The following is a 14,739-nucleotide window of genomic DNA, read 5'->3' as shown; positions in this document are numbered from 1 at the left end:
TGGGCGGAAGGCGACGAGTATTTTTCGGTCTGGTTTGAATCATTTGCGGCGCATATTATGCAATCTCTGGGATCGCTTCCAACAGATTGCGTTTCGACAAGTTACTCAACTTTTGTCATGTACATAGTTCATAAAGTTTTTCAGGTTGAAATTTTTTTATAAGCAATAATTGGAGAATCAATGGCATTTTGGAAACGTAAAAAAACCGACGACATTATTACGCTGGGGCTAAACCGCGAGGCGACCGCCGAAGAATTAAAAATTGCCGAACGCCGAGATGAAGGACCCGAAACCGACATCTTTGAAAAAATTCAGGACGCGGTTGCCGCTACGCGAGAAAACATCGCGGACAAATTGGATGTGGTATTTGCCGGCAAACGTGAAATTGATGCAGATGTTTTGGATAAACTCGAAGAAGCCTTGATTGGCGCAGACATCGGTGTGCAAACCTCGTTGGATATTATTGATAAAGCGCGCAAACAGGTTCAGCGAAAACAACTCAATGACATTGATGAACTCAAACGACTGATTAAAGATGAACTCCGCGCCATTCTCGACAATGCCGAGAAACACCGTTTACGTGGCACCGTTGCTTCGGAAACCGAAGTTCCGCTGGACATTAAGCCTTATTTGATGATGATTGTCGGGGTAAATGGCGTGGGCAAAACCACGACCATTGGAAAGTTGGCGCACCGCATTAAATCCGAAGGCAATCAGGTGATGATCTGCGCAGCAGATACTTTTCGCGCCGCTGCCAATGACCAGTTGGCGATATGGGCTGAACGTTCAGGCGTCCCTTTGATTCAACAAAAACCCGGCACCGACCCCTCGGCGGTTTTATTCGATTCGATTAATGCCGCCAAAGCCCGCAACGCCGATGTTTTAATTGTTGATACTGCCGGTCGGTTACACACCAAATTGAACTTGATGCAGGAACTCGAAAAAATGCGTCGCATCGCCGGTCGGGAAATTCAACAAGCGCCGCATGAAGTGCTGCTCATTATTGATGCCGTAACCGGGCAAAACGGCTTGGAACAAGCTCGCCAATTTTCCAAAGCGATGCCGGTAACCGGGTTGGTGTTGACCAAGCTTGATGGCACGGCGAAAGGCGGCATCGTGATTGCCATCGCCAAAGACCTCGGAATTCCGATTCGCTATGTCGGGGTCGGTGAACAGATGAATGACTTGATTGAATTTTCACCCGAAGCCTATATTAATGGCTTGTTTAAATAGCAAGGGTTGGAGATTTCTCAGCAGTTTTGATTTTTAATACAAGGTCTGGTTTTCGACATATGCCTGAGAAGTTATGCACGAAATGTGGGATGCCGCTCAGCTTTGGGTTGGCGAATTGTACAAATTGCGGGGCGCGTGTCGGTACAATGTACTCTCCGACTGGCAGACTCATAGAACCGGAATCGGCGAAATCCCGAAAATTTTCAACTCAACAACCGCTCTTCTACGAAATTGATAAAGCGCGTTCCCGTGCCAATAACGCGCTGCTGCTTTCCCTCGCCAGTTTTTTCTGTATCGGCGTCGGGGTTATCCTGGGAGCCGTGGCAATCTTTTTAGCCATCAGTGCGCGCAAGCAATTGGTGAGAGCCAATGTTGAAGAAGGCAGAGGGTACGCGACGGCTGCAATTGTCATCGGGGTGATCAGTTTAGTAGCCCAATCCTCCTACATTATCTATTTTATGAATGCCGGTTTTATCCGCTAACCAGGTCTGCAAACCGCTATTCGATATAAATCCACCAGATGAAATTGAGCGGGTTAAGACGGAAAGTTTCACTTCACCCCTTTTATAACGGTCGCCTTAATTGAAACATCGAAAGCGTTGTGATAACGGTCGCGGTCAATAATCGCAATAATATTTTCACAAATTTCCTGACGTTGATTTTCAGGAAGAATAGCCAGCCAGCGACTTAAAAAAATATCCTTAATGATTGGTGATTCGAGGAAGGCTTTGGCATTTTCAAATTCAAATACCTGCTTTTCGGTGATACTGACGACCTGTTTCAAGTTGTGCTTTTTCGCTAGCTTTTCAATGGCTTCTACCGAAGGTTTTTCCTGAATCAATTTTTCGAGTTCGCTCCAGACCGCTTCGACGATTCCGGCATTCATTAAGGCTTCCCAATAAATCGAAAAGAATTCATCAAAACTCCCATAGGTGATCAATTTTAAAATCACCGGAGCGTCAAATTCAGCGACCCGAATCATCTCTTTCAGAAGCGACTCAATTTGTGCAGGTCTTAGCAGTGAAGCATCACCGATAACCGCATCGAAATCTTTATCGGCAAATCGCAAATCAAACATATTGGCTGATTCAAAAGTTACATCCTCGCATTTTTTTATCTGGGCTTTGGCGCGAGCGATTTCCAAAAGCTCTTCGCTGGTTTCCACGCCAATGACATCGCCATTCCCATGCATCTGTTCGGCGAGGTCGATGGCAAAAGCGCCGGTTCCACAATTCACTTCGAGAATGCGTCCATCGGTAGGTAATTTCACATTAGCATTAACGATTTCATCAAATCGTTCACGCCAATCAGGGGCAATAAACAGATCATAGCGATAGGCTAATTCTTTTTCCGTACTCATAAGTTAAGTTTAACTATTAGCCTCAAGCTAGGGAACCCATGAACTCCGATTCACTATACCTTGACATATTTTTACCGAGCAGGTTCCGAATATCTCGATGATTTGCCGCGGGTCTATTTTGAATATCGTGGAAAGGCTATAAGATTGGCTAACAGTTTATAGGCTCCTTCATTGAAGGAAAGGAATTGCGAAGATAAATCAAGGCTCGCGAAGATAAAGGTGCCGGATTGATTTTTGCCAATCAATAAAAGTCCTTGTGAGGAGTTTTCCTTTTCATCAACCGATTCGAGAAGCGGTATATACTCCGATGCCCGGTTTTTCGCCGGAAACCGCGCTCGGATGGGCGACCATTCAACAAAATCCTTTTCGGAAATTTTATTCGGTTTGTTCAATAATGGATGTTCAGGATTGAGCAATCTGATGGTTGAATTTGCACTCTCTATGATGTCGTTCGATAAAGTGATTGAAAAAGGAAACACCGGAACCGGATTTAATGGCGAATTCCAGATACCCGGTTTTTGATAAAGCACCACCAGATTGCCGCCTTGTTTAAAATAATCCAAAAGACAGCGGTTATGATTCACCAGGTCAAGGTTTTCGCTATACAACATTGCATCAATGATGATGGTGTCATACTTGCCAGACAGCAGACAGGAATGATTGATATTCACACCATTTTTATAGCTGTGTTCGCTCAGGTTTAAATGGTCAAGGGGGATTTTTTCGTTCGCAATACCCAGATAATTCAATGCCATTGGCAGTAGCGAATCGGGGGTTGCAATGTAACCCACGCGAATATGGTTTTCGACTTCTATGCTTGAGAGTTGAACCGGAACTTTCAATGTAGCCAGAGGTGTGGGAGGCGCAGGTCGGGCGCGGCGAAGTTCAATCAGTATATCGGTGAACATTGGCGGTTTGGCGATTGGTAGGGGGAGGGTTAATTTAACTGTCGTCTCTTCATCTTCTCTGCCTAATTGGATGCTCAACGGTTCGTAATTTTCAGCGACGAGTCCCAGCGAAACCACCCATAACTCGCCCGCGATTGCCTGGTTCGCGCGATTGCGAATCCGCAAAAGAAATTCAACACCACGCGGGTTCGACCAGTCTTTTACGAATGAACTCGGAGGGTTTATCGACATCTCAATCGGTGGAGAAATGTCAAAGCTATCGCTTGCTGAAAGCGGGATGACCATTTGACCTAAATTGACTTCAGCAAATGCGAACAGGGTTTTTCCCGAAGGACTGGTAAAAGCATACTTTGAAGTCGGATAAAAATTTCGTTCTCTTAAATTTTCCGACCGCTTGAGTGTCACTGGTGTCTCAAGCGTTGTCGGAAAATTGATTTCCTGAGTGGCAAAACGTTGCGGCGCGACACTTTGAATTTCAGAAGTTTTATAGGTCAACGGTTTGTCAATTGCCGGTAATTGTTCCGGCGCATGAAAAACCATCGCCAGCGGATAATTGCTGCCATTATAAAAATGGATTTTGGCTCTAAGCGGTTCGCCCTGTGCGATAATCCGATCCTGGATTTGGACTTGCAATTTAACTCCCGCTGCCAGAGCAATGGCGTGTTCCAGATTTTCACGGAAACGAACCAGGCGAAAATAATTGGCATTGTATCGCTCCTTGAGTTGTTCGAGACCGCCTTCGGCGCGTTTTTCTGCAAGCTTTTCGGTTAAGGATTCAATTAGCGTTTCTCTCGGAAGTTCATACAGAGATTTTCCATTAATAATCGGCAGAGTAAGAGATTGCTGAATTTTATTCGGTAAGGTTAAGCCATCCAGCAGGGAACCATTCGGTTTTGGGCGTTCACCGGCTGCCGAACGAATGATCTTCAGGTAGCGTTTTTCACCTATCGGTAGACTCCCTGACGAAGTATAACTTTTGGCTAGCTCTTTAATCGTCTGACCACGAACCCGGTCATATTCATTGAGGTTTATCAGCAAATCAAAATCGGCTTCATCGCTAATCTGAAACAGTCTTTGAGTTTGCCAGATGCCGGATTCGGGCGCAGTTTTAATTTTTTCATCCCCGGCGGCATCGAATGCTTCGAGCAATAAGCGAGCCAATGCCTGACGCTGCCCTTCGCCGGCATTGATTTTATTATGGGTGATGAGAACATCGGGTTTTAAAAAGCGCAGGGTTTGAATAACCTTGTTTAAAGCTGGGGTTTTATCCCACCGGTTGAGTACCGATTCAACGGTCGTGTGGGGGTCAACATCCGGTAAGTCCAAAAAATAGGCATCTGCGCCGAGTTTATGCAAAGCATTCAATGCCGTCGTGGTTTTGATTATGGCGCGCGCTTCGTTTGATAGAAGGGAAGGTGAATGCCTAGCGTTTTCTCCTCTGGTTGCGAAAAGCACGGTGAGTTGTGCTCCCAATTTATTTCGACAAAGGGTTAATGTTGAGTAGTCCAAATCATCGGGATTTTGAGCGACGACAACGACATGAAAGGGGTTGGATAAATCTAAAAGCACCTGATGTAAGCCAACCAGACCCGATTGATCGTTTGAAGAAATATTTATATCAACCGGTTTGGCAATCGGGTTGCCGGGAAAACTGAGTTGAACTATCAGTAAAAAGATAAAGGGGATGAATAATTGCTTAGGTCTCATTTGCGTCTTTGATTAAGAAATTGACAAATTGCTTGGCGTCTATAGAGTTTGCAAAAGCGTTTACGCAGTCTCTGTTGAGAGAGCGGTCTTTGACCGCAACTGCCCAATGACGCGGTCAACGACCGCTTATTCAACCTCAGTAAATCGTATTGCAAACCGCTATAGTTAAACAAAAATTTGTGCTTTTAGTTTCATTATTCACGCGCAGGTCATTTTAAAAACAATAATCAAGCTCCTTTCTGGGTAATGTTCGCTATGGTAGCATTCCAGTTTATAACCTCAAAAGCGTTTAAGGACTCAGTGTGGAAGCAGAAATTCGAGAAATAGAAAGCAGTTTTATCGAGAACATCGAAGAGATTCATCTGCAAAGATACCTCGAAGAGACCAAGCCGAAGAAGCGATTTGGACCCCGATTAAAAGTGGTATTGCTTTGTCTGGGGCTTTCCGTGTTGACCGCTTTGCCGTTTCACATCATGGGACGACGAGATGCGCAAGGTCTCTTCTGGAAAATCGGGATGCCAATCACTCATGATATGCATCTGCATTACGAGCAAATGAAATCGTTTTATCAAGGGTTAAGCGCAGGGAAAATTTATCCGCGTTGGGAAGAAGATACCAACTTAGGATTCGGAGCCGTCACCACCAGCTATTATCCCCCGGCGATTTATTACCTGACCTCGCTCTTCTATTTTTTATTCAGCAACTGGATTATCGCAATTTTATTGACGCATCTCTCCTTAATGATTGCCTCCGGTTTAGCGATGTACTGGTATGCGCGCGAATATTTTTCAGTTAAAGCGGCGTCGGTTGCGATGGCTGCCTATATTCTGCTTCCATACCATCTGGTTGACCAGTATCAGCGCGGCGCAATCGCCGAGTTGCTGGGTTTTATCTGGATGCCCTTGATGATGATTTTCGCTGACCGGTTGATGCGAAATCGTGAGTCGCCATTTACTTTGAATTCTACAACGCTTCTTCACATGGCTGGGCTTGCCGCAAGCTATGGCGCATTTTTATGGTCACACCCGCCGACGGCTTTTCAGTTTTCGATGGGTTTCGGGCTTTACGTTTTACTGCAAACCTATTTCAAAAAAAATTGGCGAAGTTTAATTTATGTCGGGTGTGGCATTGGATTGGGCGCGTTATTATCAGCGGCGTATATGTTGCCGGCTTTTCTTGAAAGACATTTTGTGCGTTCGGAATACATAGCGAAAACCTGGCCCTATCACGGCACCTATATTTTTGTTCACGACTTGCCTTATTTAGACGGCAACCGGGGGTTCTTTATTCTGTTGGATGCCGTATGGATTTTTTCAACTTTTGTAATTTTATTGTGCGGAATTTTTTTTATATTTGAACGAAAAACTTTAAATAAAGCGTTTCAAAGACAGGTTTGGTCATGGATTGCGATTGGCTGTTTTGTCAGTTTCATGATGGTTAAACCATCGCAGTTTATTGGTAAATGGATTCCGGGGATTGAAATCGGAGTTTTTACCTGGCGAATGCTCGGCATCGCAACTTTTATTTGCGCGTTGATTGGTGGCGCTTGTATTCACATTGCGGGCGGGATTTTACGCCGGGCAAATTTTGAACGGACGGCTGCAGTTTTTCTTGCCGGGCTGATTTTCGTGTGCGGAACCACGCTGAGTTTTTTTGCGGTTATTCGCCCGATGGTTTACGCCCCGCTTTTTATTCCTGAAAAAGAGCATTGGAATTTTGCAACCCTACCGATTCAGGCTCCGGAATTTCCTTTTGAAGATTTGCCACGCATTGACCGCGCGACCTTGGCTTCCAGCTACAATGAAACCGCTAACGGAGAAGTTCAAATAGAAAAATGGCAACCGGAATTACGGTTGTTGCGAGTGAAATTGAATTCATCGGATAAATTACAAATTCGCACCTTCAATTTTCCGGGTTGGGTTGCCTCAATCGAAAATCGCGAAATTCCCATCATAACCGGCAAAACGCTTGGAGAAATCAATCTGGAATTGCCCCCCGGCGAATATCAACTCAGGCTTGAATTCACCGATACGCCGGTTCGCCAACGGGCTGAACTGATCACCATAGGGGCATTTATAATTTTAATAGCTTTATTGGCGATTTCATTCATCAACCGAAAAATAAAAACCCAAATTCATTGCCCTGAACCGAAATAATTCTCCTCACCATTATGAAGCAATAATCTCTTTCCCTGCTTGACACAATCAGAGGTCTGTTTGAGAATGCCTCTGCATAATTCGCATCTTGCCTCGCACGGAGGTTATATGGCGCAAAATCAAGCCGATGCTACTTTGCTTGAGTCGTTAAGGGAATCCGGCGATTACAAAAAACTGGCTGAATTTCTGCCTAATAGCTGGCGAAATTCCCCTGAGTATAATTTTGAAGCGATTCGCCTGCGCTTACTGGCAGCCGAATTGGCGAGCCGAATTGAGAAACCCGATGAATTAAAAACCGCGATGTCGCCGTTTCTCAGGAATATTGATAAAGCTCCATTTGCGCTTGCCGGTCGGGTTTTACTCGGATGCGCCAATTACTACCACTATTTTAAGGATTACCAACAATCCTTAAAATTTTCTTCACAAGCCGAAGCCGCAGCCTTTGCCCGCGATGATGAATGGACACAGGCGGAAGCCCATTATTTGAAAACCTTGGCGCTCCATGAATTAACCGATTGGGATAAATCGCTAGTCGAAATTCAAGAAGCGATATTGTTGTTTTCAGAACAGGCGCGACTTTACCGGCTGGGATTGGCTTATCTCACCAAGGGAATCATCTTGAACCGGCTGGGGCGGATTGAAGAAGCCAATACCGCGCTATTTAAAAGCCTGAAACTGCTGGCGAAATTTCCCGATTACCAGAGTCAGGCAATTGCGCGATTTCATTTGGCGAAGACCTTCAGTCATCAGGGGGAATTTTCAAATGCTTACCAGCAATTACTCTTCGCCCATGAAATATTTGAAACAACCGGCAATGAATATGACTATCTGACGTTGACTGAATTGGTATTGATGTTGACGGCATTAAAAGATTTTGATGAAGCAAAATACTTCATCTGTCGCGCCTTGAATTCCAGTCAAGCGAATTTATCTGCGGGTGCAAAAGCTTACGCCGTAAAAGCCGAATATCATCTCGCCCGGCGCGAATTTGAAGAGGCTGGAAGTGCTGTCAGGATTTCACTGGATTATGCAACGCAAAATAAAAATAAATTGCAGGAATCGGAAGCTAAAAAAATCTATGGAAAAATCTGCTTGTCGCAAAAACTGTACGAAGATGCGGCGAGATATTTAGAAACCGCGCTCGATTTGGCGCGTGAACTTCAGGAACCGTTGGTTATCGTTGAAACCAAAGCGCTACTCGCACAGGCAATTTGTGAAGCCAACCCGTCAGAAGCCTTTAGCCTGCTGTCCCAAGTCGAAGCCTACCTTGAAGGGCGTGAATTGAATGTCTTGAAAAAAATTGCGCAGGAAGGGCGAAAACAGATTAATGCCATTGAACAGGAACATTTTTTTGTTCTGTCGGATGCGCATTTACCACAACTCGCTGATGCGCGTGAAGCCATGTTGAAATGGATGTGGGCGCGCTCTTTATTTCAGGCAAAAGGCAATGCCGCAAAAGCGGCTTCGATTATCGGTGTGACCCCGACCTATATCCGCAAATTGACCAAAGAGATTCCCCGCGACCTCTTACGCCCGAAAAAGAAAAGAACCAAAAAAGGTTTATAGTTGCTCAATTAAAAACCTTCACTAGCAAAGAAATGAAACGATTGATTGGCATTGCGATTTTAATATTTTTTTGCGCTCAGCTAACCATTTCGCTGCAAAAAACCGATGATTCATTGCATGACAAACCGCATCGTGAAGTGGCAATTACCTTCGATGATTTACCCGCCACGCATGGCGACGTTCAAGCGATGCAGTCGATAACCGAAAAACTGTTGAAAAGCATTAAAGCGAATGGTGTGCCGGCAATCGGCTTTGTCAATGAAAGCAAACTTTATCTCGATGAGCGCGAAAACCCGAAAGCCATTGCCTTGCTGCGCGCCTGGTTGGACGAAGGGTATGAACTTGGCAATCATACTTTTTCACATATTTATATCGAGCAGGCGAGCCTTGAAGAATATCAAAAAAATGTCATTCGCGGCGAAATCATAACCAGGCGTCTGTTAGGTGAACGCGGGAAACTGTTGCGCTATTTTCGCCATACGCAATTGCGAACCGGGCCAACGGAAACATACCGGCAAGGACTCAATCAATTCCTGAAATCGCGCGGCTACACGATTGCACCCGTCACTATTGATAATCAGGATTTTATGTTCGCGCAGGTTTACCGGGATGCGAAACAACGTGGGGACCGGACGACGATGAAACGTGTGGCGGATGCATATGTTCCTTATATGGAAAATGTATTTGAATTCTTTGAAAATTTATCCCACGAATTTTTGGGATATGAAGTCAAACAAACCCTGCTACTCCACGCCAATGATTTAAATGCCGATTATCTTAATGAACTCGCGGCGATGTTGAAACGTCGGGGTTACCGGTTTATTTCGCTTGATGAAGCGTTGAAAGATAAAGCCTATCAATTACCAGAGGCGCAGCATCGTCGCGGACTGTCGTGGATTCATCGTTGGATGCTTGCGAAAGGGCTGGCAATGAAACCTGAACCAGGCGAACCGCCATTCATCACCGAATTATTCAATGCGAGGACACGTTGATGGTTTGGGTGATGACAGGCTCGGCGCGTGAACGCCAAAGCTCATCGGTTTGACTGTATAACGTTTCTTTCAGGCGTTGATAATTTTGCGCAAATTGTTGTTGTTCGCTATCGGTCAAGGCTGGTGTGCCATCAGCAACCCGCGCGCTCTCAATCACTCCATCAAGTTTTAATGCCAGCTTTAAACAGGCAAGCATCTTTTCGGTGTTGCCGAATCTGCACGCCGCATTGAACGCTTCAAAAGCCGGTTGATAAATTTGCATCAATCGTTCATCACCGACGTAACAGGCTCGCCAGGCGCGTTGCCATTCGCGCGGCAAAACATTGGCAGGACCCGAAACCACGCCGACGGGTAATTCGTCGTGAAGCAAATACCGATTCCATGACTCGCGAACTCGCCCGATGAAACTATCCTCAAGTTGAAATACCTGAAACATCAACAGGGCATTGCCGATATAAATTCCAAACTCGCCTTTGTTTTTATAATGCAACGCGCCGCGTGTGTAATTGCCCAGCACTCTGCGCGAAGCCGAAACTTTAATGCCGCAGACAAATGGCAACCGGCTCAGTTTTTTGACATCGCGGGTGCGGATGTGCGAGCGTTTCGGGTCAACCGCGATGTCAGCGTTATCATAGAGAAAAATCGGCAGGGCTTTTTCCTTGTGGTCAAATAAATCGCTGACTTCGCGTTGAAAAAAATCGATTAAATCGGTGAGGTCTTGTATTGAAAGCGGCGCGATGACCACCGCATCAGCGCCAAGCTCTAAAGAATATTCGAGATTTGCCAGGGTTTCTTTTCGGGTTTCGGCAGTAACGCCGACCCACGCCTCGACGGTCGCTTTTCCCAAGTTTGCCTGCTCGCGATTGAGGTTTTCGACTTCTTCGACTTCGATGCGCATCAATCGTTGGCGTTCGTGGTTGGTGATGCGGTTCCATTCGCCTGTGGTGCCGACGCCGAAAATAATATCTGCCCCATAACCTTGCTGAGCGTTATAGCGAAACACCGCGCGTTGTTCATCTTCAATGACACGATTTTGCGCGTCCAGAATGGTGACGCTTGGAATGCTGAGTCCACGACGCGGCATATAATTCAAGCCCACTTTCGACAAGCCTCCAGATAATTCATGACCTTTAATTTTTTATTGACCGGTAAATCTTTGAGCATCTTGTTAATATCTTTGCGATCAAACGCATGTAAAGAGATTGATTGAATGCGGCGCGAAGGAAACGTCACTTCGGCAATCTCAATCCAGCCAAATGGCGTCTGGTATTGTGAACGCACTTTGCCAACCAGCAACAGTTGAATTTCCGGTGATGCTTGAGCGAATAGTTTAATAAATTTTTCGGCTTTTATTTTGGTAGTTTTAATTTTGGGAATCGAAACATTCAACAGATTGCAAGTATCTTTCAGCGTCCGGGGTTTTAGCGGAAAGCGGAAGGTTTTTTTATTGCTTTCGCTGTAAAGTTCGATTTTCGCGGCAGACGATTTCAGCAGTAATTTAAATTTCAAAACCCAGGCGCTGCCGATGGATTTTCTCAGCTTGATGTTATGTTTGCTGGTTGAAGAGATGAGATAGAGGTCTTGCCCAATCAGGTTATTGAGCGGTTTGCCATTCGGGTCTAAGCGGATTGGATAGCTTTCGATTTTTTTCAGCAGTTTTTTCCCGGCTTTGCCGAATGCTCGCCATTCCCAAACTTCGCCTTCTTCCGCAGGTTTCGCCATCAATCCGCTCCTTCCGCAAAAGCTGATTCGGGAGAGTAGAGCGCCGGTTGAAAAAGTCTGGCTTCAATCAAATGTAAAATTTTTTCGACCGTTTCGCCTTCCAGTAGCATCTTCTTGACGGTGGCGACGACCGGCGCAATTTCGGCTGCCTGCGGCGCAAAACGCGCGTCCTGGCGAATCAAATCTTCGATGACGCGCAATTCCCGTTCGCTTCTGGAAATATCGCGCGACAAGCCAACGGCAACCGCCAGTTGTTTGGGAATGGTTTTGTTGTTGACAATCAAGCCCAGCAGGTTGAATTCATCATTGGCGCGTTCTTTGATTTCATTCAACCGCAGCAGTGAATTTTTAAATCCGAGTTGTCCGCGCAAAGAAAGTTCGATAATCGGTTTTTGATTGTCTTCGATGTCGTCATAACCCGCGCAATGTTTTTTCAAGGTTTCAAAAACCTCTTCACGAACCGCTTCGGGTTCTTCGTGCCCGCTGATTTCATGTGTGATGCGTTTGAATGGACGCTGGAAATAATCTTGTCCGGCGGTGATAAATTCGGTGGTGATTTTTTTGCCTTCGGTTTCGGTGATGAAAGCGCCTCGCGGATTGTCGATTTCATCAATGCTACAGGCTTCAAGTGAACCCGGATTGTAAGCCCAGCCTTCAATATCGAACTTTTTGTGTGTATGACCGAGCGCCAGATAATCGACGGCATCGCGCATGGTAATTAACTTTGAAATCGAGATGGCGTGTTGAACTTTGTGGTTGAGTTGCCCTTCGATATCCGAATGCAAAAGCATGATGTTGGTGGCATTTTCGCGACGGTTATCCAGCGTTGCTTGTGCAAGAAGCGGCAAGACATTGCCAACCGTCGACCCATACCAGGTTGAACCGAAGATTCGCGCATCGGCAATGTCTATGTATGCGCCTTTCCTGGTCTCTTCGTTCCACGCCGATAAATAGGGCGACCCATCCGACCAGCCGGGTTCGAGCAGATGAATGAATCCCCATTGCGAAAAACTGCGAAGCCAACTGAACCGCGAGGTGGCTTCGTGCTGGTCGTGATTTCCTTCGATGACGACCACCGGAATCTGCGCTTCTTTAAGTTTCATAAGCATCGCCATCGCGTGATTGGCGGCTTGCGGTTCGACGACGCGACGGTCGAATAAATCACCGGCAATGAGAACAAAATCAACCCGACGGGTAATTGCAAAGCGTTCGATGACTTCGCTCCAGGCGCGAAAAAAATCCCCGGTTCGGTCGGGTAAATTGTATCGCTTGATTCCCAGATGAACGTCAGCAATGTGTAAAAATCTTGCCATAATTGATGAGAAGCATTCTACAACACGAAATTCCGTTGTCGGTAGTCAACTCTAAATATTTGTTGATCGACGATTGAAAAAGCAGATGACTATTCAGCGAAAAGGGATTTTAAAGAATGGTTAATCGAAAAATGAAAAAGGTAACGACTGAGAGGCTTACTTAAATTGTCGCTACTCTCAATCGTTACCTTAAAAGAAGTTGAAAAAAGCACTTTCGCCTGCGTTTAAAAAAGCCCTAGCGACTGGCGCTTTGTGGTGTTTGCCCGACGGTGATTAATTCGCGAATCTTATTTTTAACGTGAATAGCTGCCAAGCCATAATTTGACATCACGGCGGCGTTGTAACCACTACTCAAAAACATATCCAGATTTGAACTGATGCCCGGAAAGCCGCCACCGTGTCCAACGATAGAAGGCTCATGCTCTATATCAAATCCGTAACCATAATCTTTTGAATTCAATTCAGGTTTGGCGGTCAGTAAAGTTTTCACGTACTCTTGTCCGACCAATTTACCCGCCCGCAACGCAACCGCGAAATTCAACAAATCATCAACCGTCGAGTAACCCCCACCGGCAGGTCCGCCGCGCATCACATGTTTGAAAATATTATTGGTGAATTGAATACCCGCTTCGGTGTATTGCTTTTCGTAGCCAACCGCCAGATTCGTATTAACCTTGTCGAGTTCATAACAATCCGAATTGACCATTCCGGCGGGTTTGTAAATATTTTCGCGAATGTAATCAAAATAACTTTGACCGGAAGCAACTTCGATGACCTTTCCAAGCACCAGCATTCCCGTGTTGCTGTAGCTCCATTTCGTCCCAGGTTCAAATTGTAACTTTTCACCTTCGGCTAACTTCATCATCTCATCAACGGTACGGAAATTTTCGCGTGATGACTCAAAGAATTTTTTGTTGAAATAGCTTCCCAACCCCGACGTGTGGCTGAGCAGGTGTTTGATTTTAATTTTTTGCGCCGACTCTTTATCAGGAAATTCCGGTAAAAATTTAGACAGTGGGTCATCAAAAGAAAGTTTCCCGCGTTCGACCAATTGCGCGATGGCTACCGAGGTAAACATCTTGTTCATTGAACCGAGGTTGAATTTGGTATCGATGCGATTGGCAACGTTGAAATCTTTGTTCGCTATACCAAAAGCTTTTCGATAAATCGGCTTTCCGTCTTTGGCAATCAGTACGGTGCCGGAAAATAAATCTGCGGCAACTAATTTTTGCAGATAGCTATCAAGTTCTTTGGCGATTTCTTCATCGGATAGTTTTTTAGTCAAACGCGCAGTTGCCGGAGCCTGTGGTTCATCAAGTCCGATGCCGGTGATGCGATTAGGCGCGTCGGGTTCGACACGAACATAGATGATTGTCCAACCGGCTAATTTATTTTTAAAAAATACCCCGGTTTCGTTGGGCTTGGATACTTTGACGCTGTGGAATTCCAATCCGCGTGACCAGTCATAAAGCTTGGCAATAAAATCGAGATGCGTTGCAACCGGCACTTTCAAAAACGAAGGCGCATAATTTTCCGCAACATACTTTTTCGCTTCGGCGCGATTTCCCATGCTGATAACTTTTCCAAGTTCGATAGCGCGACGAACCGCCGGGGTATCGTTACCCGCATCGGTTGTTTGTTGGGCAATAATTGATGGTGAAAATACTGAAACAACCATCACTAATGAAAGGATAGTTGAATGTAATCTTTTCATTTTAAGAACTCCTTTTTGATTCTCTGAAATTATTTATATAACGGTTTGCCTCTGATTAAACGGTTGTC

Annotated in this window: 11 protein-coding genes; 5 read left to right on the top strand and 6 right to left on the bottom strand. The window is 45.5% G+C overall.

Annotated elements, in window-relative coordinates; all coding sequences use genetic code 11:
- The first annotated feature begins 180 nt into the window (after positions 1–180).
- Together ftsY and AB1757_19140 are read left to right on the top strand one after the other, a co-directional pair.
- Positions 181–1,233: a signal recognition particle-docking protein FtsY gene (ftsY, locus tag AB1757_19145; GenBank protein ID MEW6129164.1), complete on the top strand. Its 1,053-nt coding sequence runs from the start codon at positions 181–183 to the stop codon at positions 1,231–1,233.
- A gap of 146 nt (positions 1,234–1,379) precedes the next feature.
- Entirely contained in the window at positions 1,380–1,715 is a 336-nt protein-coding gene (locus tag AB1757_19140; GenBank protein ID MEW6129163.1) for a DUF4190 domain-containing protein, read from the top strand.
- Between the two features lie 68 nt (positions 1,716–1,783).
- On the opposite strand, the gene AB1757_19135 is transcribed toward AB1757_19140, so the two are convergent.
- Entirely contained in the window at positions 1,784–2,593 is an 810-nt protein-coding gene (locus tag AB1757_19135) for a class I SAM-dependent methyltransferase (GenBank protein ID MEW6129162.1), read from the bottom strand.
- A 113-nt stretch (positions 2,594–2,706) separates the two neighbouring features.
- Positions 2,707–5,208 carry a PIG-L family deacetylase gene (locus tag AB1757_19130; protein ID MEW6129161.1) on the bottom strand — a complete coding sequence of 834 codons (2,502 nt, stop codon included), beginning with the start codon at positions 5,206–5,208 and terminating at the stop codon, positions 2,707–2,709.
- A gap of 302 nt (positions 5,209–5,510) precedes the next feature.
- Between AB1757_19130 and AB1757_19125 the strand changes: the two genes are divergently transcribed.
- From AB1757_19125 to AB1757_19115, 3 genes are all read left to right on the top strand, one after another.
- Complete coding sequence (locus AB1757_19125) at positions 5,511–7,364, top strand: hypothetical protein (protein MEW6129160.1); 1,854 nt, start codon at positions 5,511–5,513, stop codon at positions 7,362–7,364.
- Positions 7,365–7,472: 108 nt separating this feature from the next.
- Positions 7,473–8,930 carry a hypothetical protein gene (locus AB1757_19120; GenBank protein ID MEW6129159.1) on the top strand — a complete coding sequence of 486 codons (1,458 nt, stop codon included), beginning with the start codon at positions 7,473–7,475 and terminating at the stop codon, positions 8,928–8,930.
- Positions 8,931–8,962: 32 nt separating this feature from the next.
- Positions 8,963–9,922, top strand: coding sequence for a polysaccharide deacetylase family protein (locus AB1757_19115; GenBank protein MEW6129158.1), 960 nt, complete (start codon positions 8,963–8,965; stop codon positions 9,920–9,922).
- On the opposite strand, the gene AB1757_19110 is transcribed toward AB1757_19115, so the two are convergent.
- The 4 genes from AB1757_19110 to AB1757_19095 form a co-directional block, all read right to left on the bottom strand.
- Positions 9,903–11,021 (bottom strand): dihydrodipicolinate synthase family protein, encoded by a 1,119-nt coding sequence (locus AB1757_19110; GenBank protein ID MEW6129157.1) that lies wholly within the window; start codon positions 11,019–11,021, stop codon positions 9,903–9,905. The genes AB1757_19115 and AB1757_19110 overlap by 20 nt on opposite strands.
- A complete protein-coding gene (locus AB1757_19105) occupies positions 11,012–11,644 on the bottom strand; it encodes a hypothetical protein (GenBank protein MEW6129156.1) in 633 nt (210 codons plus the stop codon). Before AB1757_19105 ends, AB1757_19110 begins: the two co-directional genes overlap by 10 nt.
- The gene (locus AB1757_19100) at positions 11,644–12,957 is read right to left on the bottom strand and encodes an exonuclease SbcCD subunit D (protein ID MEW6129155.1); all 1,314 of its coding nucleotides are present in this window, start codon (positions 12,955–12,957) and stop codon (positions 11,644–11,646) included. Before AB1757_19100 ends, AB1757_19105 begins: the two co-directional genes overlap by 1 nt.
- A gap of 235 nt (positions 12,958–13,192) precedes the next feature.
- Complete coding sequence (locus AB1757_19095; protein ID MEW6129154.1) at positions 13,193–14,671, bottom strand: serine hydrolase domain-containing protein; 1,479 nt, start codon at positions 14,669–14,671, stop codon at positions 13,193–13,195.
- Positions 14,672–14,739: the final 68 nt, after the last annotated feature.

This window comes from Acidobacteriota bacterium, from assembly GCA_040754075.1.
In the GTDB taxonomy this organism is placed as follows: domain Bacteria; phylum Acidobacteriota; class Blastocatellia; order UBA7656; family UBA7656; genus JBFMDH01.
This window is presented reverse-complemented; position numbering and strand designations above follow the sequence as displayed.

Coding starts and splice junctions, on each gene's coding strand:
- ftsY (MEW6129164.1), top strand. CDS start 181: ATGGCATTTTGGAAACGTAAAAAAACCGACGACATTATTACGCTGGGG.
- AB1757_19095 (MEW6129154.1), bottom strand. CDS start 14,671: ATGAAAAGATTACATTCAACTATCCTTTCATTAGTGATGGTTGTTTCA.
- AB1757_19140 (MEW6129163.1), top strand. CDS start 1,380: ATGTACTCTCCGACTGGCAGACTCATAGAACCGGAATCGGCGAAATCC.
- AB1757_19130 (MEW6129161.1), bottom strand. CDS start 5,208: ATGAGACCTAAGCAATTATTCATCCCCTTTATCTTTTTACTGATAGTT.
- AB1757_19120 (MEW6129159.1), top strand. CDS start 7,473: ATGGCGCAAAATCAAGCCGATGCTACTTTGCTTGAGTCGTTAAGGGAA.
- AB1757_19115 (MEW6129158.1), top strand. CDS start 8,963: ATGAAACGATTGATTGGCATTGCGATTTTAATATTTTTTTGCGCTCAG.
- AB1757_19105 (MEW6129156.1), bottom strand. CDS start 11,644: ATGGCGAAACCTGCGGAAGAAGGCGAAGTTTGGGAATGGCGAGCATTC.
- AB1757_19100 (MEW6129155.1), bottom strand. CDS start 12,957: ATGGCAAGATTTTTACACATTGCTGACGTTCATCTGGGAATCAAGCGA.
- AB1757_19135 (MEW6129162.1), bottom strand. CDS start 2,593: ATGAGTACGGAAAAAGAATTAGCCTATCGCTATGATCTGTTTATTGCC.